Origin of the sequence: Sphingopyxis sp., from assembly GCF_016704835.1 — a bacterium.
Lineage (GTDB): Bacteria > Pseudomonadota > Alphaproteobacteria > Sphingomonadales > Sphingomonadaceae > Sphingopyxis.
In genome coordinates this window covers 627,763-649,082 of the sequence record NZ_JADIZJ010000021.1, presented here as the reverse complement: position 1 = coordinate 649,082, position 21,320 = coordinate 627,763, and the positions used below count along the sequence as shown (strand labels likewise).

The window sequence follows — 21,320 nt, the reverse complement described above, 5'->3', positions numbered from 1 at the left end:
CAGGGCATCAGCCGTGAGAGGAGCTTTCGCCGTGGTTTGGCATGTCCATGCAGGCCGCAGCGGTCGCTTTGTCCTTCATCATCGCGCAGTCGCAATCAGCGACAGCGACCGTGTCCTTCACCCAAACCCGCACACGCGAAGGCAGGTTGGACTTGTTCGGCCCCGGAGTCGGGCGCGATTGCCATTCCCAATGGCCCGGCCCGCGATCATGCGCGGAGGCGGCGGAAACGGAGGTAAAAACCGCAAGAGCGGCGGCGATAGAAAGCAGAGTTTTCATGTTGAATATCCTTGGTTGAACTACGAGGTGGCGGACGGCGAACGCGAATTCGCCGGGCGCCGCTGGGGTTCAGCCAAGGCGGGCGGGTGGATGTGGTTCCGGACTGGTTTCACGCCCGACAAGTGGCGCGACTGGCATCTGTCGCGGCGTCGATAGAAGAAATTCGGTCGGGGCGGCGCTCAGCACCGAGGGAATTAGCGCAACGGGGACTGCACAACCCATCTTGGCGATACAGTCTGGCGTCATGCCCTCACATGGCTTGTCAGGCTGCGGATTCTGCTTTGCGAGACGCATCATTTCGGCACAGTCCGCGCTCATTTCGGCGGCGGTTGCAGTCTGATCGGCCATTTCTACGGGCATGGCGCGAGCAAAGGCGGCTTCCTGGCCCATGAGGCCCAGCAGTGCTCCCATAAGTAGCAAAAAGGAAAACCAACGCTTCATTGTATCTCCATTGCAGTAGCAAACTTAACAGTCAATTCGATACTCTCTTGCCGCTGGTTACAGACTTGCGTGCAACTCCGGCAGCGAGACCTGCAAGTATCGGACAATCGGGTCTTGCATCGCCGCTGCATCCCTCGACCAGTTCGAGCAGGGTGTGCCGCATCGCCTCCAGTGCCGCTGCCTTGCGGGCGAGTTCTTCGGCATGTACGAGAGCGATGGCCTTAACCTCGCTGCTCGCTCGTGTCCGGTCGTCCCACAGGCTTAGAAGCGCTGATATCTCTTCGACTGAGAATCCGAGGTCGCGGGCATTGGCAATAAACCGCAGGCGCTCGACCGAAGGCGGCGGATAATCCCGATAGCCGTTGTCCCGGCGATCGGGCAGCGGCATAAGTCCGATACCCTCGTAGTGCCGGATCATCCGCAGCGACACGCCTGTCGCCTTCGAGACCTGCCCGATGTTCATGGACGGTGCTCTTCCGTTTGGCGATGCTGCCCATGATGATGGCCGCCGTGGAAGAAGTGCAATAGCGGACAAACGAACAGGAAGGCAAAGGGAAGCAAGCCGAAGAAGTGCGGGCGATGCTCCGGGTAGAGTAGATAGGCAGTGACGAGCCCCGCTGACAGGGCGGCCAGCAGCCAGGCACGCTTGGTCGGGAAGCTCATAGCTCTATCCTTCTGAGGCGCAGGGAATTGCCGATGACGCTGACCGAGGACAGCGCCATCGCCGCCGCTGCGATGATCGGCGAAAGCATGAGGCCAAACAGCGGATAGAGCGCGCCTGCCGCCACGGGGATGCCCGCCACGTTGTAGGCAAAGGCGAAAAACAGGTTCTGCCGGATATTGGCCATCGTTGCATGGCTAAGGTGCCGGGCGCGGGCGATCCCCGTCAAATCGCCCCTGAGCAGTGTGATGCCTGCGCTTTCAATTGCAACGTCTGTGCCGGTGCCCATCGCGATGCCGACATCGGCGGCGGCGAGGGCTGGTGCATCGTTCACGCCGTCGCCTGCCATTGCCACGATCCGCCCTTCGTCCCGCAAGCGCTTGACGATGGCGCTTTTCTGATCGGGAAGGACATCGGCCTCGATATCGTCGATGCCGAGCCTTCGTGCGATGGCCTCTGCGGTGACGCGGTTGTCTCCCGTAAGCATGATGACGTGAATACCAGCTTCGCCCAGAGACTTGAGCGCCGCTGGTGTCGATTCCTTGACCGGATCGGCGATGCCAATGGCGCCGGCGATCTTTCCATCGACGCCAAGGTAGATCGCAGTTGCACCCTCCGCACGCAGGCGATTGGCCGGCTCGGCCAGATCGGCTGTCGAAATGCTTTGTTCTTCGAGAAAGCGGGCGTTGCCAGCGACGAGCCGGTGTCCATCGACTATGCCGGTGATGCCCTTGCCAACCGGCTGATCGACCTCGCCAGGCTCGCTGATGGCGACGTTCCGCTCCGTGGCGGCTTTGACAATGGCGAGGGCAAGCGGATGTTCGCTGCTGCGTTCGAGACTGGCGGCAAGGCGTAGTACCTCGTCCTGGTCGAATCCGTTGGTCGTTTCGATGGCGACAACCGCGGGCTTGCCCTCAGTGAGCGTGCCGGTCTTGTCGACGACAAGCGTATCGACCTTCTCCATGCGCTCAAGTGCTTCGGCGTTCTTGATCAGGATTCCGGCCTGCGCACCGCGTCCGACGCCGACCATGATCGACATCGGGGTGGCAAGGCCAAGCGCACAGGGGCAGGCGATGATCAGCACGGCAACCGCTGCGATCAGACCATAGCCCATCGCCGGAGGCGGGCCGACCAGTGACCAGATAATGAAGGCGGTTCCCGCGACCGCGATTACCGCAGGCACGAACCAGCCTGAAACCGTGTCGGCAAGTCGCTGGATCGGCGCACGGCTGCGCTGGGCATCGGCCACCATCTGGACAATGCGCGCGAGCATCGTGTCGCGGCCGATCTTTTCGGCGCGCATCACCAGGCCGCCGGTCTGGTTGATCGTGCCGCCGATCAGATTCGACGCTGCCTCCTTGGTGACGGGCATGGATTCGCCCGTTACCATCGATTCATCGACCGTGCCGCGTCCTTCCAGCACCACGCCATCGACCGGCACCTTCTCGCCGGGGCGGACACGCAGCGTGTCGCCAACCAGCACTTGGTCGAGGGTGATCTCCTCGTCGCTCCCGTCAGCGCGGACCCGGCGGGCGAGCTTGGGTGAGAGGTCGAGCAAGGCGCGAATTGCGCCGCTGGTGGTCTCGCGGGCGCGCAGTTCGAGCAACTGGCCCAGGAGGACCAGCACGGTGATGACTGCCGCTGCCTCGAAATAGACCGCAACCGCGCCGTCCGCCGCCCGGAACGCGGCTGGAAAAATGCCGGGCGCGAGCGTTGCCGCAACGCTGTAGAGCCAGGCGACTCCTGTCCCCATCGCGATCAGCGTGAACATGTTGAGGTGGCGGCTTGTGACCGAAGCCCAGCCACGTTCGAAGAATGGCCAGCCAGCCCAGAGAACGACCGGCGTCGCCAGAGCCATCTGGATCAGGTTTGCGATTTTGCCGTCGAGAAGGTGGCGAAGTCCGGTCAGATGCCCACCCATTTCAAGTGCGACCACGGGCAGGGCGAGGATGAGGCCGATCACGAACCGCCGTTTCATGTCGGCATATTCGCTCGACGGTCCGTCATTGAGCGTTGGCGTCATCGGCTCCAAAGCCATGCCGCAGATCGGGCAACTCCCCGGCCCGGGTTGCTGCACCGCGGGATGCATCGGGCAGGTCCAGATCGCTCCTTCGGGCGCTGTTTCCGTCCGGCGCGGCGCATCGCTCATATAGCGCGCCGGGTCGTCTTCAAACTTGGCCCGGCAGCCAGCACTACAGAAATAGTGATGGACGCCCCCATGGGTGGCGATGTGCGGCGTGGATGCGGGATCGACGCTCATTCCGCAAACAGGATCGATTGCCGTTCCTGGAGCTTTCGGCCCGGAATGGGCGCAATGCGCTTGGTGTTGATGCGACTCGGTCATGCCATGTGTTCCTTCAGTCGCCACTTCATAAACCTTGACATCATGTCAGGGTCAAGCACCAATGTCTGCAAGCGGTTCGAGCGTGCCAAACCAAGCCACCAAGGCGAGGATCGCGAACGCCGCACTCCCTTCTGCCAACAGGCTCCACCGGAGTCTGATAATCGCAGAGGCTGGATCATTGTTGCCAATGGCGACCTCCAGCGCAGGCGTCAGCCGCCAGCGATTGACCCCGGCGATCGCCAGCATCGCGCCAACCAGCAGTAGCTTGATGATGAGCAGCTTGCCGTATGCCGAGAGCGGCAGCCGCGAAAAATGGGGAAACCCCACAACAGCCAGGCAATTGATGATGCCAGTGACCACGACCAGTCCAACGGCGAGCGCGCCAATCCGCGAAAACTGGTTGAGCGCGCGGTGTGCCACGGCAATCTGCGCGCCCGAAATGGCGGTCACGGGGCGAAGCAATATCCGCCCGAAAGCGGCAATGCCGCCGAGCCAGACCGATGCCGCCAGCATGTGAACGATGTCGCTCGACCGATGGACCGTGCCGATCCAACCTTCCGTCGCACCGGCGTGACCGGTCCAGACCAGCGTGGCGATGGCAAGCGAGGTCGATGCGAGGAGTGCATACCGCGCCTTGTCGGTTCGGTTGATGGCGAAAGCAGACATGGTGGCAACCGCCAGCGCTGCCATCCGGACGATCCACGCGGTGCCGATTGCACTCTCGCCGATGATCTCACGCAGGACTTCGCCATCAACTGACCAAATGCTCGAGCCGGTCATCGAAGCGGTGAGCGCAAGCATACCCAAACCGGAGACCGCAAACCCGGCCAAGGCGAGGATAAGGCTGGGCGTCGCCAGCGGCAGGATGCCCGAATTACGCTCTCTGGCTGTCAAAGCGTAAACTGAGAATGCGACCATGCCCGCCAGCACCATCAGGTCGGCATACAATGCGAACCTGATGACGATGACGGGCAGATTGTCCACGTCGCCTATCTCACGGTGAAGCTGAAATTGCTGCCCATCCGATGTGTGTCGGCTCCTGCGGCAGACCAAGTGACGCGGTAGGTGCCGGGCACCAGCGCGCGCTTGAGCAGCAGGGTCATCGACTTGCCGTCGCGTGCCATTTGCGAGGTATGGGCAATCTTCATCGGAGCGTGATCGGCCATGCCCGGCATCCCGGTCATCGCGACCTCGGTGCGGACCGTGGCGCTGATCACGCGCTCGTTGAAACGCAGCACAATTCGGGTCGGCGCGGCTACAGTCGCGTTGGCAGCGGGTGTCGAGCCGGTCAGCGAAGCGTGCGCGAAAGCGACCCCCGGCAAAGCGATCAGGGCGGCAAGGACGAAGGGCATGAATTGGCGGCGCATTGTGAAACTCCGGTCAGTTGCGTTCGATAGTGATACGCACCCCTTCAGCGCATCCCTCAAAATTTGTGAGGGGGATCGGCCCGCGTTGCGTATAGATTTGCAGCAGACATTAAATGGATCGGGAGTAATGATGGACGACTTGCTCAAACGGCTGGGCCAAGCGCCGCCCCCGGCGGCTTTGGGTCAGATCGACGATGCGATCATGGCAGCATGGTCTGCCGAACAGCGTGACCGGGCGACCCAAGCGCGCGTTTTGTCAGCCGCCGCGCTGGTCGCGCTGGGCTTGGGCATTGCAGGCGGAAGCCTGTCAAGCGCGCCTGCACAGGCGTCGCCTGCCCTATCGCCATTCGCCTCGACTGCGCTCGCGCCATCCAACCTGCTGGACCCGCGTTGATGGGATCAACCAAGCGCCTGTTGCTGATCGCGTTTATCGCCTTCGTAGCTGCCGCTGCGGGTGTCTTCGCAGCCCGGACTTATTTCGATGCACCGCGCAAGAGCGAAAGCGAGATTCATGCCCTGCTTCACGACCAGCTGAGTCTTGATGCCACCCAGACAGCCAAGATCGAAGCGCTCGAAGCGCGACATGCAACGCGCAAGAAGGCGCTCGAACTGGAGATGCGTGCAGCCAATGCGCGACTGGCCGAGGCGATTGACGCTGAGCATGGTTATGGACCGCAAGTCACGGCAGCAGTCGATCATGTCCACCATGTCATGGGCGAGATGCAAAAGGAGGTGCTTGAGCACCTGTTCGCCATGCGCGCCGTGCTCAACCCGGAACAGGCGAGCATCTTCGACAGGACCGTGGTCAAGGCGCTGACTGCCGAAGCAAGGTGAGCCTCGATCTCTCCCAATGTAGCGACGGGGATCTCGCAGCGCTCGCGCTTGGCGGGCAGCAGTTGGCATATCGCGAATTTCTGCGCCGCTACAAGGAACCAGTTTATCGCCTGATCAGAGGAAGCATCGGAGACGCCGACGAAGCCTTGGATCTCACACAAGAGACGTTCGTCGCCGCCTTTTCTGCGCTCAAACGCTATGAGCCAGGGCGGCCTTTCCGGCATTGGGTGGCGCGTATCGCTCTCAACAAATGCCGTGACTGGTCGCGGCGCCAGGCTGTGCGCTCATTTTTCCGGAAGGCGCGGCCAATCGAAGAAGCCTTCGATCTTTCCAGCGACGCCCCATCACCCGAAGCCGAAGCGGGCGACCGGGCCGAGTTGGCGCGGGTGGCGGGTGCCATGACCAACCTGCCGCAGAAATTGCGGCAGGTTCTGGTGCTGTGCGCGGTCGAAGGGCTGACTCAAGCCGAAGCTGCCGGTGCCCTCGGAGTTACCGAAAAGGCCGTCGAAACCCGGCTATATCGCGCGCGGCAGCAGCTCGCTCATGGGCTTGGCGAAAAAATTTGAGGGACGCGCGATCGCGCTGCGTATGGATTAAAACCCCTCTGAAACGGCACCCTCCAGGTTATGTCCCTTGTTCTTAATCGACGCAATTTTGTCGCCGCCGCTGCCGCCGGGGGCGGCAGTGTCGCCTTGGCGTCGCTGTTTCCTGCATGGGCGCAGCCGGTTTCATCAGGGATCATCGCGCCCCTGCCGGTCGTTTCCGGCAACGACATAACCTTGCGCATCGCGCGACAGACGATGCGGATCGACGGCAAAGTCAGTCGTGCCATCGGCATAAATGGCACGGTTCCGGGGCCGCTTATCCGCTTGAAGCAGGGTCAGACCGCGCGGATCAACGTCGTCAACGATCTCGATGTCGATAGCTCGATCCACTGGCACGGCCTGCTGTTGCCGTTTCAGATGGACGGTGTGCCGGGGGTCAGCTTTCCGGGCATCAAGCCGCGTTCGACCTTCGTGTATGAATTCCCGGTCATTCAATCGGGGACATATTGGTATCACAGCCACTCGGGATTGCAGGAGCAGCTCGGACATTACGGTCCCATTGTCATCGACCCCGAGGGCGCGGACCCGATTGCCTACGACCGCGAGCATGTCGTGGTGCTGTCCGACCACAGCCAGCTTTCGCCCGAAGCGATCTTCCGCAAGATGAAGGTCAATCCCGGCCACTTCAACATGCAGCGGCAAACCCTCAGTGGACTGCTTGCGGGCAAAGACCAGCCGCTAAAGGACCGGCTTGAATGGGGCCGGATGCGGATGGACCCGACCGACATCGCCGACGTCAATGGTTCGACGTATCAGTTCCTCGTCAACGGTCACGGACCGAAAGACAATTGGACGGCGCTGTTCACGCCTGGCGAGCGCGTCCGGCTGCGCATCATCAATGCGTCAGCCATGTCGATCTTCAATGTCCGTATTCCGGGGCTGCGGCTGACCATCGTGCAGGCCGATGGACTCAATGTCCGTCCGGTCGAGGTCGATGAATTCCAGATCGCCGTCGCCGAAACCTATGATGTGATCGTCACCCCGACTGGGGACCAAGCCTACACGCTGGTTGCCGAAGCCAACGACCGTTCTGGCATGGGCCGAGCGACATTGGCCCCGCGCGCAGGCATGGTGGCGGAAGTGCCGCCTTTGCGCGAACGCCCGCTCACCACGATGAAGGACATGGGCATGGGCGACATGGACATGTCGGGCGGCGCGATTGCGGGCATGGATCATTCGGGCATGGCGATGGGAACGGCACCGAGCGCACCTGCCGATGCCGCTTGCCCGCCCGAACACGCCAAGATGGGCCATTGCACGCCCGCCGACGCCGCGCCCGCTGCGGTCGATCACAGCGCGATGGGGCATGGCAGCGGCGGCATGGATCACAGTATGCGCGACTTCTCGGTTGCCCCGCAGGTCGACAAAAATCCAGGGGTCCAGACGATCTCGCCGATGCCGGTCGACCGCATGGGCGAACCAGGCCAGGGATTGGAAGACGTCGAACACAAGGTGCTGACCTATTACGATCTTGTCGCGCTCGACCGCAACCCGGACGTTCGCGCGCCGGACCGCTCGCTCGACATTCACCTGACGGGGAACATGGAGCGCTTCATGTGGTCGTTCGACGGCATGAAGATGTCCGATCATCACGAACCCATCCCTTTCATCGAAGGCGAGCGGGTGCGGATCAACCTCATCAACGATTCGATGATGAGCCATCCCATTCACCTGCACGGTCATTTCTTCGAGCTGGTCACGGGCAAGGGCGACCATTCACCGCGCAAGCATACCGTGCTGGTCCAGCCCGGCGGCTCAGCCTCATTCGACTTTACCGCCGACGCGCTCGGCGACTGGGCTTTTCACTGCCACATGCTCTATCACATGCACGCCGGGATGATGCGTGTCGTCAGCGTTCGTCCGCGCGGAGAAGCGGCGTGAAGCGCACCCGCCTACTTCTTGCCGGCCTCGCTGCATCGGCGTTCGCGCCGTCTGCCTTCGCCCAGCCGATGCAGGGGATGGACCATTCCTCGATGCCAGGAATGCCTAAGCCCGAAATACCTGTGCAGCCTGCGCCGCCGCCTTCGGAATGCACGCCGGAACACGCGAAGATGGGGCACTGCACCTAGCGCCCAGCCAACCCAATGCAGGTTTCGCCGCTTCGCCCGAAGCCACCGGCGACCCCGATTGTCCTCCCGAACACGCCAAAATGGGGCATTGCACGCCGAAGTCGGGCAGTGAGCCGGTCGTCGATGCCAGCAAGTCAGGGACGGACCTGCCTCCGGGCGATGCCCCGGCTCCAGCGCCGCCCGACGACTGGTATGCGGATCGCATTTTCCCGGCATCGGAAATGGCGCGTTCACGCGATGAAATGATGAAGGAAAACGGTGGCCAGACCTTGACCTTTCTCAGCTTCAACCTGGCCGAGTATCAGGCACGACAAGGCCGCAACGGATATCGCTGGGACGGCGAAGGCTGGTACGGCGGCGACATCAACCGACTGACGGTCAAAAGCGAGGGCGAAGGCACATTCGGCGAAGGGGTCGAAGAGGCCGAGGTCCAGTTGCTCTACAGCCGCGCAGTCGGTCCCTATTTCAATCTCCAAGCCGGTGTGCGGCAAGATTTGGGGCCAAGGCCGCGGCGGACCTATGCGACCGTCGGGTTCGAAGGCTTGGCACCTTACTGGTTCGAGGTTGAGGGCGCGCTGTTCCTGTCGAACAAGGGCGATGTGCTGGGTCGGCTCGAAGGTTATTACGATCAGCGGATCACTCAGCGGTTGATTCTTCAGCCGCGTGCCGAGGTGAATTTCGCGCTTCAAGACGTGCCGGAGAACGGAATCGGCTCAGGACTGTCCGATGTCGAACTGGGACTTCGGTTGCGCTATGAAGTGCGCAAGGAGTTCGCGCCCTACATTGGGGTCGAATGGGCGAGGAAAGTTGGGGACACGGCGCGCTATGCCCGTGCTGCGGGGGAGGATGCAGACGTGATCAATTTCGTCGCCGGAATCCGCTTCTGGTTTTGATGGGACGGCGAACGCGCTACCATCTGGCCGCAAGCCGCGTCCACAAATGGCTGGCGTTGATCCTCGGCGCGCAGCTTCTGATCTGGTTCGCCAGCGGCGCGTTGATGAGCTTCCTGCCGATCGACAAGGTTCGCGGGGAACATCTGGTGGACCGCGAAGCAATTGCAACCATTCCGCCCAATACGCGGATGGTCGCCTTGGAAACGCTGCTCACACAGGCCAACGCGCCGATTGAAGCGATTGCCTTGCGGATGCTTGACGGGAGGCCGATTGCCGAAGTTGTGACTGGAAAGGGCGTCCGCCTGTTCGACGCCCGCAATGGCGCGGCTTTGCCTCCAGTTGATGCGATCCAGGCTACTCGAATTGCCCGATCCGCCTGGAAAGGTGCTGACAAGCCTGCATCGCAGCCGATCCGCGTGTCCGCAGAAAGTCCAGAATATCGTGGCGCGCTGCCCGCATGGCGCATCGCCTTCGCCGACCCCGATCACACCAGCGTTTTCGTCGCGGCGGAAACCGGTAAAATCACCGCTGTCCGCAACGGGACGTGGCGGCTCTACGATTTCTTCTGGAGCCTGCACATCATGGACTGGAAGAACCATGAGAATTTCAACAGCTGGTGGCTGCTGACCTTCGCCATCGGAGGATTGGCGTTGGGTGTTGCCGGGACAATCCTGCTGTTCATGCGCTGGCCCTTTAGGCGGGCGCGGCGCAATGCCTGAAGCGGCATTCACGCCTGCCGCCGGTCGTTTCCTGCCCACCAGTGCCTATGATCGGCTGCTGGCGCTTTTGACCCGGGAAGCAACATGGCGGGCCAACCTTCTCGAAGCGCTCGCGCCGAAGCCCGGCGAGCGCATCCTTGATGTCGGGTGCGGCACTGGCTCATTCGCGATCCTAATCAAGCAGATCGAGCCGGACGCGCGAATCGTCGGACTCGATCCCGATCCAGAGGCGCGCAGAATTGCTGTGACGAAGGCGGAAATCGCCGGAGTGGAGATCGAATGGCATTCCGGTTTTGCGCGCGATGCCACAAATTTCGGCCAATTCGACAAGGTCGTGTCCAGCCTCGTCTTCCACCAAGTCCCGGTTGAGGAGAAGCGCGCCGGTCTTGAAGCGATGTTCACGGCGACGAAGCCGGGCGGGCTAGTCCTCATTGCCGACTATGCCGAGCAGCGTAGCTGGTTGATGCGGCAAGCGTTTAAGATCGTGCAGTCTGCCGATGGCCGGACCAACACACAGCCCAATGCCGATGGATTTCTGGAGCAAGAGCTGGAGCGCATTTGTGGCGCACCGCAGACAGCCGTTTGGAGCCTGGACACGCCTACGGGCACGATTTCGATATTCAGCGCGGACCCAGCGTCTCGATGATCTTGCAGTCGGCAACCGTCCCGTGTCGGCAGGAACCAATCACGCGATCCAGTTCTCTGCGCAGCGCGGTGAGATCGCCGATCTTGCGGTCGATGTCGTTGAGGTGGACGCGGGCGATGCCGTCCACCGCTTCGCAGGATTGCGCCTTGTCGTCGGACAGAGTCAGCAATTCCCGCACAGCTTCGAGCGTGAAGCCGAGATCACGGGCGCGGCGGATGAACGAGAGGCGTGCCAGATGCTCGGTCCCATAGGCGCGGTAATTGGCCGAGGTGCGCGCGGGCGGCGGCAGCAAGCCGATCTTCTCATAGTATCGCACCGTCTCGACCTTGGTCGCGGTTGCACTCGCCAGTTCGCCAATTTTCATGGCACAATTCTGCCATCGACGGTTTTGTACGTTCCACTTAGCGTCGCAAGGATCGGGCAGCCCCGGAACGAATCTCGGTCGCAGGCTCCGATCGCATCAGTGAGGGCCGCTTCCATGCGCTTGAGGTCTTCGAGTCGTGCTTTCACGATGTCCAAGTTCGACTGCGCAATTGCCTTCGCGTCAGCGCAAGCATCCACGCCATCTTCCAACCCTGATTTGGTCAGTCTGAGCAGATCGCGAATTTCCTCAATAGCAAACCCGAGCGCACGTGCGCGCTTGATGAAGCGCAGGCGGTCGGCATCCTCGCTCGTGTAGTAGCGATAACGCCCGCGTCGCTCTGCACGCGGGATGAGGCCGATCCGTTCATAATAACGTATCGTTTCAATGTTGCATCCGCACTGCTGCGACAGTGCGCCAATTGCAAATCCTTCTCGGGTCAAAGTCCGCCTTCAAAAACGCTTGAGTCTGTAGTTGCTACAGACGGTACAAGCCGGACTGTGATTCGACAAGGATGTAGAAATGGCCAACCAACCTGACCCCCGATCCGACAAGGCGAGGCTGGGCGGTGCCGCCTTGCTCACTGTAGGCGGCATCGGTGCAGCGTTCGGCGTGGCTGCTTGCTGTGCTCTGCCAATCATGCTTGCAACGGCGGGCATCGGAACGGCTTGGCTTACTGGTATCGCTTCGGTCACTGCCCCTCATCGTGACATCTGGATTGCAATCAGCGCGCTTTCCTTGCTGATTTCGGCTTTCATGCTTTGGCGCGCTCATCAAAACGCCGTCCGTTGTGGTGGTGTTGCCGCCAGCTCGCCACGATGGTTGCGGATTGCCCTCGCCGGAGGATTGCTGATTGGGGCCGGCCTGCTTGTTGCAGGTATTCTCTATGTCTGACCCGGCAGTAATCCTTCAGTCCATGCTGACCTGCCCTGAATGCGGCACCCAGAAGGTCGAAACCATGCCGACAGACGCCTGCTGGTTCTTCTACGACTGCACCGGTTGCCAAAGACTTCTGCGGCCACTGACCGGCGATTGCTGCGTATTTTGCTCATATGGAACGGTAAAATGCCCGCCAATCCAGCAAGGGAGTGGATGCGACACTTGCGGATAGTAGGCGCTTGACCCTGTAGTTGCTACAGGGTGTAGATAGATGTCCGACTCGGGATTTGTCGAGAAGGATGTTGAATGGCGGACAGTTGCTGCGAGAGCGCCTGCGGAAGCGAGGTGGCCAAGGCCGATCCGCGCTGGCGGCGGGTGCTGTGGGCAGCGCTGATCGTCAATGCGGTGATGTTTCTGGTCGAGATGGTCGCGGGCGCGGCGGCGGATAGCCGGGCGCTTCAAGCCGACGCGCTCGATTTCCTGGGCGACGCTGCCAATTATGCCGTGAGCCTAGCGGTCGTCAGTGCGGCGCTGGCATGGCGCGCGCGCGCTGCGTTGCTCAAATCGCTGTTCATGCTCGGCTTTGCCGCATGGGTTTTTGGCAGTGCTGTTCTTGCATTTGTGAATGGAGCCACGCCTGACCCGGCAACGATGGGCGCAATCGGCGCGCTGGCGCTTGCCGCCAATGTCGGGGTCGCATTGTTGCTCTATCGCTACCGGACGGGGGACGCGAACATGCGCTCGGTTTGGATATGCTCGCGCAACGACGCCATCGGCAATGTCGCGGTGATGCTGGCGGCACTAGGAGTGTTGGGGACCGGCAGCGCATGGCCTGACCTGATTGTCGCGAGCGTCATGGCCGCACTGGCGTTGACCGGAGGCGTTCAGGTGCTGCGGCAGGCGCTGGGCGAGTTGAAGGCAATGCCGCGCGGGGTGGAGCAAGTTTGATGTTCTGGCCGCAATCCATTCCGGTCGCTGCCATGATTGCGATCATAGCCGCGACCGTCTTGCGTGGGATAGCGATCAGACGGCGCACGGGCGACCGCCCACTGGCTTTCCTGGAAGCAAGAGGCATCCAGCGCATCGCAGGCTTGTCATTCGCGGCAAGCACTGCCGCTTTGATCGTGGCAAGTGGCATGGCTGCATGGGATGGCAAGACGGTCTTGATGTTGCCCGCTGCGATTGTCGCGCTTGTCGGCGCAGCGGTCGTGATCGTCGCGCAAGTCCAGATGGGGCGGGCTTGGCGGATCGGCGTTCGCGCAAGTGACGCGCCGCTTTTCATCTCTCACGGCCTGTTCCGGTTTAGCCGCAACCCGATATTTGTTGGCATGATGCTGGTCGGGCTGGCCGCCGCGATGGCATCGGGTCTTTGGTGGGCTTGGGCGGCACTTGCGGTTTTCGTCATGTCCTGTGCCGTGCAAGTGCGGATTGAGGAAGCACATTTGGAGGCCAGTTTCGGCCAGCCTTATCGCGCGTTCCGCGCCACGGTTCCGCGCTGGCTGGGGTGGAAACGCGCGGCATGAATATTACGCCCCTCAACATCACAAAGCGAACTCAATTGCCGCGCTGTGTTCATGCTGCTACGCAGCATTCGATGCGGGGTCGATTTACTTCACTCTTGGTTTTGATTGGGCTGTTTTTCGGCATTGTTGTCATGCCCGCAATGGCGCACGCCAGCGGTCATAGCCCGGTTCACGCGAGCGAAATGCTCGATGTCCACGAGATTGGCCCCGAAATCGACGACGCCGATCATTCGCAGCCGGCGCGCGTTGACACGGACATGCCCTGCCATGCGGTCAGTCATCATCATTGCAGCGTTGCGCTGCATTTGGACGGACCACGCATCGGCCTGAGCGGACTTTCAAAGGCGCTGTTGGCGCCTCCGACTTCAACTACGCCGCTGCTTTCGCGCAGCCAGGCACCGCCGCTCGACCCACCCAACGCCTGAACCATGCCGCCGCGTGGGGGACTGCCCCTGCGCGACCGTGACATGCGTTCAGGAGCCTTTTCATGAAATTATCTTTGCGTGCCGCCTTGATGGCGGGCGCGCTTATCGCCAGCAGCGGGGCGGCTTTGGCCGAACCGGTGAGTCTGGCGGCAGCGCTCGCCCAAGGGGCGGAACAATCGCCGCGCATCGCGGTAGCGAAGGCGAAAGCCGACGCCGCCGAGGCGCGGGCACGGCAGGCGGGAGCCTCGCCCAATCCCGAACTCAGTCTTGAGGTCGAGAATTTTGCCGGAACCGGAGTATTTCAGGGATTACGCAGCACCGAAACGACGCTGGCGTTAAGCCAGCGGATCGAATTGGGCGGCAAGCGCTCTGCGCGGGTCGCGGTCGCCTCATCCGAACGCGACTTCGCCTTTTTGGCGTTCCGCGCTGCCGAGGCCGATCTCGCGCGCGACGTTCGCATTGCCCATGCCGAATTGCGCGCTGCCGAAGATCGCGCAGTGCTGGCCCGCGAGAACGTCGCGCAGTCGCGCGAACTGGCGCGCACTGCAAAGGTGCTGGTCGAAGCCGGACGCGATCCGCCGTTGCGGCAGCTCCGCTCCGAAGCGGTGCTGGCCGAAGCACAGGCCGAGGAGGCCCGCGCTTTTGGCGCATTGCTCGCTGCCCGCCGCCTGCTGGCCGACCTGATCGGCAGCGACGATACCGAGCTGTCGGCGACGGTCTCAGACGACGAGGCCGCACCCGGCGCACTGCCGCCCGCAACGCCGTCGCTCGACGAACAGCTTGCCGCCGCCGAGCGAGACACCGCGCAGGCCCGCATCCGCGTTGCCCGTGCCGATGCTGTCCCCGATGTGACGGCAAGCGGCGGTGTTCGGCGTTTTGGCGAAGGCCGCGAAACCGCGTTCGTCGCCGGCTTCTCGATACCCTTGCCATTCCGTGATCGAAACCGGGGCAATATCGACGCAGCGCAAGCCGACAGCCTCGCCAGCGAGGCCTCCCTCAGGCTGGCAGGACTCGATGCACGGCGCGCGCAGCATGATGCAAGGATGCTGCTTGGTGCCGCCGACGCGCGGGTCGAAGCACTGTCCGGGCCATCGCTGGCACAAGCCGAGGAAGCAGTCAGGCTCGCGCGCATCGGCTACGGCGCGGGCAAGTTCAGCCTGCTCGAACTGCTCGACGCGCAGGCCGCGCTCACCACCGCCAAAACCGCGCTGATCGAGGCCCGTCTCGACCGCGCCCGTGCGCTCGCCGCACTGATCCGCGCTCAAGCGCGCGCAGGGAATTGAACCATGATTGACGACACCAACAAATCGAAACTGATCGCCGGGGTTGCGATCGCCGCACTCGTCGTGGGCGGAGGCGGCGTAATGCTTGGGCGCACGCTGTTTGCACCGAGCGCCGCGACCGCAGGTGCCGAAAACCTTGGCGAAGAAGGCGAGCATGGCGAGGAAGAAAATCACGGCCCTGAGGGCTTCGTCGCGATGGATTCCGCGCGGGCGCAGGCGGCGGGGATCGTCACCGAGGCGGTCAGTCCGGGGGGGCTGGCGGCGGAGATCATCGCGCAGGGCGTTGTCGCTACTACCTCCGAAGGCGAAGCGGTTCTAACTGCTCGTGCCGACGGGGCGATTGTGCGGATTACCCAGCATCTGGGCGACAATGTGCGCGCTGGCGAAACCATTGCTCTTCTTGAAAGCCGCGAGGCTGCCACATTGGTTGCCGACCGCAGCAGTGCGCAAGCTCGCGTCAATGCGGCGCGTTCAGCCTATACCCGCGAAAAGCGGCTGTTCGATGCGCGTGTGACCGCCCGGCAGGATCTCGAAGCGGCGCAGGCGACGCTTGCCGAGGCCGAAGCCGAATTGCGGCGTTCGCAGTCCGCAGCGGGCGCGTCCAAACTATCGGGCGATGGCCGGACGCTGGCAATCACCAGCCCGATCACCGGACGGCTGACCCGCGCCGATGCGCGGCTTGGCGCATATGTGCTGGCAGGCACCGACCTGTTTCACATCTCCGATCCCAACCGCTTGCAGGTCAACGCCTCCGTGCTGCCCGCCGATGCGCGCCGGGTTCGTGTGGGCGATACAGCGGTCATCGAACTGGCCGATGGCGAAACACGAATTGCCACCGTCCATTCGATCACCCCGGCACTCGATGCGCAAAGCAAGACCGCAACGCTCATCCTGACCCCGCAAGGCGCGGCGCAACTGACCGCTGGCCAAGGTGTCCGCGTCCGCGTGCGTCCCGGCGGCCAACCGAGCGATGGGCGCATGACGCTCCCGGAGGAAGCCGTCCAGACCGTCGAAGGCAAGAACATGGTCTTTGTGCGCGGTCCAAAAGGCTTTCAGGCAACCGAAGTTGTGATCGGCGAGCGCAGCGGTGGGCGGATCGAGATCGTCAGCGGTATTCCCGCTGGCGCCGTCGTCGCGACCAAGGGCGCGTTCCTACTCAAGGCCGAACTCGGCAAGGGCGAGGCGGGGCACTGAGATGATCGAAAAACTTCTGGATAGCGCGATCCGCTTCCGCTGGGGCGTGGTTGTCGTCACGCTCATCATTGCTGCTTTCGGTGCCGCGCAGCTTTTGAAGCTGCCAATCGACGCGGTTCCCGACATCACCAACAAGCAGGTGCAGGTGAATACAGTCGCGCCAGCGCTTGGCCCGCTCGACATGGAGCGGCTTGTTACCTTCCCGGTTGAAACCGCGATGGCGGGCATACCGGGGCTGGAAAGCTCGCGCTCAATCTCGCGCAACGGGTTTTCGCAGGTGACGGTCGTTTTCGACGAGGGCGTCGATCTCTATTTCGCGCGCCAGCAAGTCGCCGAGCGGCTGACCCAGGCAAAGGAAAGCCTGCCCGAAGGCGTGGAGCCGCAAATGGGGCCAGTGACGACCGGGCTCGGCGAAGTGCTGATGTATGTCGTGGAATATGAACCGGCAGGCACCGCGAAAAATCCCAAGGTTGCCGGCAAACCCGGCTTTCAGCCCGATGGCTCCTATCTTACGACAGATGGCAATTCACTGACCGATGAGGTCTCGAAGCTCGCCTATCTGCGCACCGTGCAGGATTGGGTGATCCGGCCCCAGTTGAAAACGGTGCAAGGCGTTGCCGGGATCGACAGCATCGGCGGCTATGAAAAGCAATTTGTGGTCGAACCCGATCCGGCCAAACTCGCCACCTATCATGTCTCCTTTTCCGAACTCGCGGAGGCGCTTGAAAAGGCCAATATCTCGGTCGGCGCGAACTTCGTCGAACGCGGCGGCGAGGCATTTCTGGTGAAAGCCGATGGCCGTATCCGCACGCTCGACGAAATCGGCCGTGCGACCGTGACAACACGCGGCGGAATCGCGGTTGCGGTGCGCGATGTTGCCACCGTTCGCATCGGCGGCGATTTGCGCACCGGCGCGGCGTCTGAAAATGGCAATGAGGTTGTCGTCGGCACCGCGTTGATGATCGCGGGCGGCAACAGCCGGATCGTCGCCAACGCCGTTGCCGAACGGCTTGGCGAGGTCGCCAAGTCGATGCCGCCGGGGATCAAGGTCAAGACCGTGCTGGACCGTTCCAAACTGGTCAATGCGACGATCTGGACGGTCGAGAAAAACCTGCTGGAAGGCGCGTTGCTGGTCGTCGCGGTTCTGTTCTGGCTGCTTGGAAATATCCGCGCGGCACTCATCGCCACGCTGGTCATCCCGATATCGTTCCTGATGATGGCAATGGGGATGAACGCCACCGGCACATCGGGCAATCTGATGAGCCTGGGCGCGCTCGATTTTGGGCTGATCGTCGATGGCTCGATCATCATCATTGAAAACTGCCTCAGACGGTTGGCGGAGCGACAGCATCACGAAGGGCGCTTGCTGACCCTGACCGAGCGATTGCACGAGGTGTTCGAGGCCTCGCGTGAAATGGTGCGCCCCACCATTTACGGGCAGGCGATCATCTTCCTTGTCTTCGCGCCCCTGCTCACGTTCACGGGCGTCGAGGGCAAGATGTTCTCGCCAATGGCGATCACCGTGATGCTCGCTTTGGGCGGCGCATTCATCCTCTCGCTCACCTTCGTGCCGGCAATGGTTGCCTTGCTCATTCGCGGCGAGGTGTCTGAAAAGGAGGTGAAGGCGGTGGCACTTGCCAAGGAGCGCTACATTCCCCTGCTCGACAAGGCGGTGGCGCGGCCCTGGCCGTGGATCGGCGCTGGCGTGGGCGCGTTCGTGCTGGCGGGACTGGTGTTCCTTATGCTGGGCCGCGAGTTCATCCCGCAGCTCGACGAAGGCGATATCGCGCTGCAAGGCATCCGCATCCCTTCGACTTCGCTGAGTCAGTCGCTGACTCTGCAACGTCAGATCGAGAAGGCGGCAATCTCGTTGCCCGAGGTCGCCTATATGTTCTCCAAGACCGGGACGGCTGAGGTCGGCACCGATCCGATGCCGCCTAATATCTCGGACTCGTTCGTCATCCTCAAACCCAAGGAAGAATGGCCTGCTGGCGTGACCAGCAAAGACGAGGTGATCGAACGCCTCGAAGCCAAGCTCAAACCTTTGGTCGGCAGCGCATTCGAGATCAGCCAACCCATCGAACTGCGCTTCAACGAGCTGATTGCTGGGGTGCGCGGCGATATTGCGATCAAGCTCTATGGCGACGATCTCGACGCAATGAGCGCGGCTGGTGCGAAAGTGGCGGCGGTGCTTAATACCGTTCCGGGTGCCGCCGACGTAAAGGTCGAACAGACCGAGGGTTTCCCGCAGCTTGATGTGAAGTTCGACCGCGATGCCATCGCGCGCTACGGCCTGACCTTGCAGGACGTGACCGACACCGTGGCCGCCGCCCTTGGCGGGCGCGAGGCGGGGATCGTCTTCGAGGGCGACCGGCGGTTCGATATTGTCGTGCGCCTGCCCAATGCGGGCCGTGACGATCTTGATGCAGTGGGCGCTCTGCCGGTCATGCTGCCGCAGGAAGGCGCGTCGATCCCGCTGAGCGCGGTCGCGAGCTTTGGTTTCTCCGAGGGTCTCAATCAGGTCAGCCGCGACAACGGCCAACGCCGGGTCGTCGTCCAAGCGAATGTGCGCGGGAACGATCTCGGGCAGTTTCATCGCCGAGGCGCAAAGCAAGGTCGCAGCGCAAGTCCAATTGCCGCCGGGCAGCGCCATCGAATGGGGCGGACAGTTCGAGAACCTGCAAGCCGCCTCGCGGCGCTTGTCGCTGGTCATCCCCATCGTTTTCGCGGCGATCTTCGGCATCCTGTTTGTCGCCTTGCGCGGATTTCGGCCGGCGATAGCGGTCTATTCGGCAATCCCATTGGGGTTGGCGGGCGGTGTGTTCGCATTGGCGCTCGCCGGTTTGCCCTTCTCGGTATCGGCAGCAGTAGGCTTCATCGTGCTGGCGGGTGTCGGCGTCTTGAACGGCCTTGTCGTGATGACTGCGATCAACCAGCGGCTTGAGGAAGGTCTGGCAGTGGCTCAGGCCATTGTCGAAGGCTCGCTCGAACGCTTCCGCGCGGTGCTGATGACCGGGATCGTTCCCGCTATCGGCTTTGTGCCGATGGCGCTGGCGACCGGGCAGGGCGCGGAGGTGCAAAAGCCGCTCGCCATCGTCGTGATCGGCGGGCTGATTACCTCGACGATCCTGACGCTGTTCGTTTTGCCCGCGATCAGTCAGTTGCTGCTCAGGGGCAAACACAAGCATCACGAAACAGGCGAGTATTCCGATGTCGATACGCTCGGCAGCGAGCTTCCGGCGTAGGGGGAAAGAAATGGGACATGATCACGACGCAGCCGGAGGTGGACATGCCGGGCATAGCCACGGCACGGGAGCAAGCACCAAGCGGCTCGCCATCGCGCTTGGGCTGACCACAGCTTTCCTCATTGCCGAGCTGGTCGGCGCGTTCGTGTTCGACAGCCTCGCGCTGCTATCCGACGCCGCGCATATGTTCACCGACAGCGCGGCCCTGGCCATCGCGCTTGCGGCTGTGAAGATCGGCCAGCGCCCGCCCGACGACCAGCGCACTTTCGGCTATCGACGTTTTGAAATCCTTGCTGCCGCTTTCAACGCGATCCTACTGTTTGCGGTTGCGGGCTATGTGCTGATCGAGGGCGTCGGGCGTTTCTTTGATCCCAAGCCCGTTGAGTCGGTCGGAATGCTGATCGTTGCAACAATCGGCCTGATCGTGAACCTGATTTCTATGCGCATCCTCGCAGGCGGAAAGGACGACAGCCTCAACGTAAAGGGTGCCTATCTCGAAGTTTGGGCAGACATGCTTGGGTCGATTGGCGTCATCGGTGCGGCCATCGCGATCTATTTCACCAAGCTCAACTGGATCGACCCTATCGTCGCCATCGGCATTGGCCTGTGGGTGCTGCCGCGCACCTGGACCCTCTTGAGCGATACCACCCACATACTGCTGCAAGGTGTCCCGCGCGGGTTCGACTTGAAAGCGATCCGAGCGGCGATAGGCGAGGTTTCGGGCGTAACAGGTGTTCACGATCTGCATCTTTGGTCTGTGGCAGGTGACGACGCCAGCCTCACCGCGCATGTTGCCGTCACCGAGGAGACCAAAGCAGAAGGCGTCCGCCGCTCGCTTGCTGAAATGCTTGAAGCGCGGTTCGCTATTCACCACGCGACGATCCAGACCGAAACCGAGCCGTGCGGCGATGAAGAGAGCCTGCACAAGTGATGTGCGGCATAGGGTCAAAGCAGCGAACCAGCACCCCTTCATGCGGGGTTCGGGCGAGAGGCAATCATTGATAGATCATGTGGACTGGAAGCGAGGTCTGCAAGCAGCTATTAAGCAACCAAAGGCGCGTCCGACTTTTTGTGGGAAAGCCTTACACAAGTCTTACACACTTACACAAAGCCTTGCACAAAAATCGATTGACCGAGAAATTTTAATTTGATATCAATTACTTAACATAGTCTTGGCCCACTCAAAATGCGGTTCCGCAAGGAGTGCTGGTTCGAGTCCGGCCAGGGGCACCATAGGCATTTTCGACATTTTGTAGGGCCGCGACCTGTGTGCGACGCGTCGTACTGGCGATTGGCGCGTGCGATGGAGTGCCGTCGCTGGGCTGGTGCTGCCATTCTGGCGCTTAATGTCGCCGCGCTGGCACCGTTAAAACATGCAAATTACGAAATTTATTCATGGTTAGCGATCAAGTTTGGCCGGGTGTTCGGTGGCGTTCACCGAATCCTTATAAACGACGACCTGCACGAGCATTGAAAACAATGAAAAACACCATATCAGGACTGGGGTGGAATTGCGAATTTTGCAGTTTTTATCGCGACTTTCCGGTTCGCTCT

Annotated in this window: 24 protein-coding genes and 1 pseudogene; 16 read left to right on the top strand and 9 right to left on the bottom strand. The window is 61.9% G+C overall.

Features of this window, described 5'->3' with window-relative positions; translation table 11 throughout:
* Positions 1–7: 7 nt before the first annotated feature.
* The 7 genes from IPF76_RS18235 to copC all read right to left on the bottom strand — a co-directional run bounded on the left by IPF76_RS18235 (position 8) and on the right by copC (position 5,090).
* Positions 8–277, bottom strand: a complete 270-nt coding sequence (locus IPF76_RS18235; RefSeq protein ID WP_293846875.1) for a hypothetical protein — start codon at positions 275–277, stop codon at positions 8–10.
* Between the two features lie 69 nt (positions 278–346).
* Positions 347–718, bottom strand: a complete 372-nt coding sequence (locus tag IPF76_RS18230; protein ID WP_293846873.1) for a hypothetical protein — start codon at positions 716–718, stop codon at positions 347–349.
* Positions 719–749: 31 nt separating this feature from the next.
* The gene (gene cueR, locus IPF76_RS18225) at positions 750–1,181 is read right to left on the bottom strand and encodes a Cu(I)-responsive transcriptional regulator (RefSeq protein WP_293846871.1); all 432 of its coding nucleotides are present in this window, start codon (positions 1,179–1,181) and stop codon (positions 750–752) included.
* Entirely contained in the window at positions 1,178–1,381 is a 204-nt protein-coding gene (locus tag IPF76_RS18220; RefSeq protein WP_293846869.1) for a DUF2933 domain-containing protein, read from the bottom strand. Before IPF76_RS18220 ends, cueR begins: the two co-directional genes overlap by 4 nt.
* Entirely contained in the window at positions 1,378–3,723 is a 2,346-nt protein-coding gene (locus tag IPF76_RS18215) for a heavy metal translocating P-type ATPase (RefSeq protein ID WP_293846868.1), read from the bottom strand. The genes IPF76_RS18220 and IPF76_RS18215 overlap by 4 nt, the downstream gene beginning before the upstream one ends.
* Positions 3,724–3,774: 51 nt before the next feature.
* Positions 3,775–4,707, bottom strand: a complete 933-nt coding sequence (gene copD, locus IPF76_RS18210) for a copper homeostasis membrane protein CopD (RefSeq protein ID WP_293846867.1) — start codon at positions 4,705–4,707, stop codon at positions 3,775–3,777.
* A 5-nt stretch (positions 4,708–4,712) separates the two neighbouring features.
* A complete protein-coding gene (copC, locus tag IPF76_RS18205; RefSeq protein WP_293846865.1) occupies positions 4,713–5,090 on the bottom strand; it encodes a copper homeostasis periplasmic binding protein CopC in 378 nt (125 codons plus the stop codon).
* Between the two features lie 127 nt (positions 5,091–5,217).
* Here copC and IPF76_RS18200 point away from each other — a divergent pair, with 127 nt between their 5' ends.
* From IPF76_RS18200 to IPF76_RS18170, 7 genes are all read left to right on the top strand, one after another.
* A complete protein-coding gene (locus IPF76_RS18200) occupies positions 5,218–5,484 on the top strand; it encodes a hypothetical protein (protein WP_293846863.1) in 267 nt (88 codons plus the stop codon).
* Entirely contained in the window at positions 5,484–5,924 is a 441-nt protein-coding gene (locus tag IPF76_RS18195; RefSeq protein WP_293846861.1) for a periplasmic heavy metal sensor, read from the top strand. The genes IPF76_RS18200 and IPF76_RS18195 overlap by 1 nt, the downstream gene beginning before the upstream one ends.
* Positions 5,921–6,490, top strand: a complete 570-nt coding sequence (locus IPF76_RS18190) for an RNA polymerase sigma factor (RefSeq protein WP_293846859.1) — start codon at positions 5,921–5,923, stop codon at positions 6,488–6,490. Before IPF76_RS18195 ends, IPF76_RS18190 begins: the two co-directional genes overlap by 4 nt.
* Positions 6,491–6,550: 60 nt before the next feature.
* Positions 6,551–8,410 carry a copper resistance system multicopper oxidase gene (locus IPF76_RS18185; RefSeq protein WP_293846857.1) on the top strand — a complete coding sequence of 620 codons (1,860 nt, stop codon included), beginning with the start codon at positions 6,551–6,553 and terminating at the stop codon, positions 8,408–8,410.
* A 148-nt stretch (positions 8,411–8,558) separates the two neighbouring features.
* Positions 8,559–9,491, top strand: coding sequence for a copper resistance protein B (locus tag IPF76_RS18180; protein WP_293846855.1), 933 nt, complete (start codon positions 8,559–8,561; stop codon positions 9,489–9,491).
* A complete protein-coding gene (locus tag IPF76_RS18175) occupies positions 9,491–10,210 on the top strand; it encodes a PepSY domain-containing protein (RefSeq protein ID WP_293846853.1) in 720 nt (239 codons plus the stop codon). The genes IPF76_RS18180 and IPF76_RS18175 overlap by 1 nt, the downstream gene beginning before the upstream one ends.
* Positions 10,203–10,856 carry a class I SAM-dependent methyltransferase gene (locus IPF76_RS18170; RefSeq protein ID WP_293846851.1) on the top strand — a complete coding sequence of 218 codons (654 nt, stop codon included), beginning with the start codon at positions 10,203–10,205 and terminating at the stop codon, positions 10,854–10,856. Before IPF76_RS18175 ends, IPF76_RS18170 begins: the two co-directional genes overlap by 8 nt.
* Here the strand turns inward: IPF76_RS18170 and IPF76_RS18165 are convergent.
* Entirely contained in the window at positions 10,831–11,220 is a 390-nt protein-coding gene (locus IPF76_RS18165) for a helix-turn-helix domain-containing protein (protein WP_293846849.1), read from the bottom strand. The genes IPF76_RS18170 and IPF76_RS18165 overlap by 26 nt on opposite strands.
* A complete protein-coding gene (locus IPF76_RS18160; RefSeq protein ID WP_293846847.1) occupies positions 11,217–11,660 on the bottom strand; it encodes a MerR family transcriptional regulator in 444 nt (147 codons plus the stop codon). The genes IPF76_RS18165 and IPF76_RS18160 overlap by 4 nt, the downstream gene beginning before the upstream one ends.
* Positions 11,661–11,739: 79 nt before the next feature.
* Between IPF76_RS18160 and IPF76_RS18155 the strand changes: the two genes are divergently transcribed.
* The 9 genes and pseudogenes from IPF76_RS18155 to IPF76_RS18115 all read left to right on the top strand — a co-directional run bounded on the left by IPF76_RS18155 (position 11,740) and on the right by IPF76_RS18115 (position 20,697).
* A complete protein-coding gene (locus IPF76_RS18155) occupies positions 11,740–12,111 on the top strand; it encodes a mercuric reductase (RefSeq protein WP_293846845.1) in 372 nt (123 codons plus the stop codon).
* A complete protein-coding gene (locus tag IPF76_RS18150; RefSeq protein ID WP_293846843.1) occupies positions 12,104–12,328 on the top strand; it encodes a GDCCVxC domain-containing (seleno)protein in 225 nt (74 codons plus the stop codon). Before IPF76_RS18155 ends, IPF76_RS18150 begins: the two co-directional genes overlap by 8 nt.
* Positions 12,329–12,402: 74 nt before the next feature.
* A complete protein-coding gene (locus IPF76_RS18145) occupies positions 12,403–13,044 on the top strand; it encodes a cation transporter (protein ID WP_293846842.1) in 642 nt (213 codons plus the stop codon).
* A gap of 188 nt (positions 13,045–13,232) precedes the next feature.
* Positions 13,233–13,619 (top strand): isoprenylcysteine carboxylmethyltransferase family protein, encoded by a 387-nt coding sequence (locus tag IPF76_RS18140; RefSeq protein WP_293846840.1) that lies wholly within the window; start codon positions 13,233–13,235, stop codon positions 13,617–13,619.
* Positions 13,616–14,044, top strand: a complete 429-nt coding sequence (locus IPF76_RS18135; RefSeq protein WP_293846838.1) for a hypothetical protein — start codon at positions 13,616–13,618, stop codon at positions 14,042–14,044. The genes IPF76_RS18140 and IPF76_RS18135 overlap by 4 nt, the downstream gene beginning before the upstream one ends.
* 62 nt (positions 14,045–14,106) lie before the next feature.
* A complete protein-coding gene (locus IPF76_RS18130; protein ID WP_293846836.1) occupies positions 14,107–15,327 on the top strand; it encodes a TolC family protein in 1,221 nt (406 codons plus the stop codon).
* A gap of 3 nt (positions 15,328–15,330) precedes the next feature.
* Positions 15,331–16,521, top strand: coding sequence for an efflux RND transporter periplasmic adaptor subunit (locus tag IPF76_RS18125; RefSeq protein ID WP_293846834.1), 1,191 nt, complete (start codon positions 15,331–15,333; stop codon positions 16,519–16,521).
* 1 nt (position 16,522) lies between these two features.
* Positions 16,523–19,766: pseudogene (locus IPF76_RS18120) on the top strand (CusA/CzcA family heavy metal efflux RND transporter).
* Entirely contained in the window at positions 19,732–20,697 is a 966-nt protein-coding gene (locus IPF76_RS18115) for a cation diffusion facilitator family transporter (protein ID WP_366499740.1), read from the top strand. The pseudogene IPF76_RS18120 and the gene IPF76_RS18115 overlap by 35 nt, the downstream one beginning before the upstream one ends.
* Positions 20,698–21,320 lie beyond the last annotated feature (623 nt).

Coding starts and splice junctions, on each gene's coding strand:
- IPF76_RS18235 (WP_293846875.1), bottom strand. CDS start 277: ATGAAAACTCTGCTTTCTATCGCCGCCGCTCTTGCGGTTTTTACCTCC.
- IPF76_RS18170 (WP_293846851.1), top strand. CDS start 10,203: ATGCCTGAAGCGGCATTCACGCCTGCCGCCGGTCGTTTCCTGCCCACC.
- IPF76_RS18115 (WP_366499740.1), top strand. CDS start 19,732: ATGTCGATACGCTCGGCAGCGAGCTTCCGGCGTAGGGGGAAAGAAATG.
- IPF76_RS18230 (WP_293846873.1), bottom strand. CDS start 718: ATGAAGCGTTGGTTTTCCTTTTTGCTACTTATGGGAGCACTGCTGGGC.
- IPF76_RS18125 (WP_293846834.1), top strand. CDS start 15,331: ATGATTGACGACACCAACAAATCGAAACTGATCGCCGGGGTTGCGATC.
- IPF76_RS18215 (WP_293846868.1), bottom strand. CDS start 3,723: ATGACCGAGTCGCATCAACACCAAGCGCATTGCGCCCATTCCGGGCCG.
- IPF76_RS18200 (WP_293846863.1), top strand. CDS start 5,218: ATGATGGACGACTTGCTCAAACGGCTGGGCCAAGCGCCGCCCCCGGCG.
- IPF76_RS18150 (WP_293846843.1), top strand. CDS start 12,104: ATGTCTGACCCGGCAGTAATCCTTCAGTCCATGCTGACCTGCCCTGAA.
- IPF76_RS18130 (WP_293846836.1), top strand. CDS start 14,107: ATGAAATTATCTTTGCGTGCCGCCTTGATGGCGGGCGCGCTTATCGCC.
- IPF76_RS18145 (WP_293846842.1), top strand. CDS start 12,403: ATGGCGGACAGTTGCTGCGAGAGCGCCTGCGGAAGCGAGGTGGCCAAG.
- copC (WP_293846865.1), bottom strand. CDS start 5,090: ATGCGCCGCCAATTCATGCCCTTCGTCCTTGCCGCCCTGATCGCTTTG.
- IPF76_RS18155 (WP_293846845.1), top strand. CDS start 11,740: ATGGCCAACCAACCTGACCCCCGATCCGACAAGGCGAGGCTGGGCGGT.
- IPF76_RS18180 (WP_293846855.1), top strand. CDS start 8,559: ATGCACGCCGGAACACGCGAAGATGGGGCACTGCACCTAGCGCCCAGC.
- IPF76_RS18195 (WP_293846861.1), top strand. CDS start 5,484: ATGGGATCAACCAAGCGCCTGTTGCTGATCGCGTTTATCGCCTTCGTA.
- IPF76_RS18175 (WP_293846853.1), top strand. CDS start 9,491: ATGGGACGGCGAACGCGCTACCATCTGGCCGCAAGCCGCGTCCACAAA.
- IPF76_RS18185 (WP_293846857.1), top strand. CDS start 6,551: ATGTCCCTTGTTCTTAATCGACGCAATTTTGTCGCCGCCGCTGCCGCC.
- IPF76_RS18165 (WP_293846849.1), bottom strand. CDS start 11,220: ATGAAAATTGGCGAACTGGCGAGTGCAACCGCGACCAAGGTCGAGACG.
- cueR (WP_293846871.1), bottom strand. CDS start 1,181: ATGAACATCGGGCAGGTCTCGAAGGCGACAGGCGTGTCGCTGCGGATG.
- IPF76_RS18135 (WP_293846838.1), top strand. CDS start 13,616: ATGAATATTACGCCCCTCAACATCACAAAGCGAACTCAATTGCCGCGC.
- IPF76_RS18220 (WP_293846869.1), bottom strand. CDS start 1,381: ATGAGCTTCCCGACCAAGCGTGCCTGGCTGCTGGCCGCCCTGTCAGCG.
- IPF76_RS18140 (WP_293846840.1), top strand. CDS start 13,233: ATGGCTGCATGGGATGGCAAGACGGTCTTGATGTTGCCCGCTGCGATT.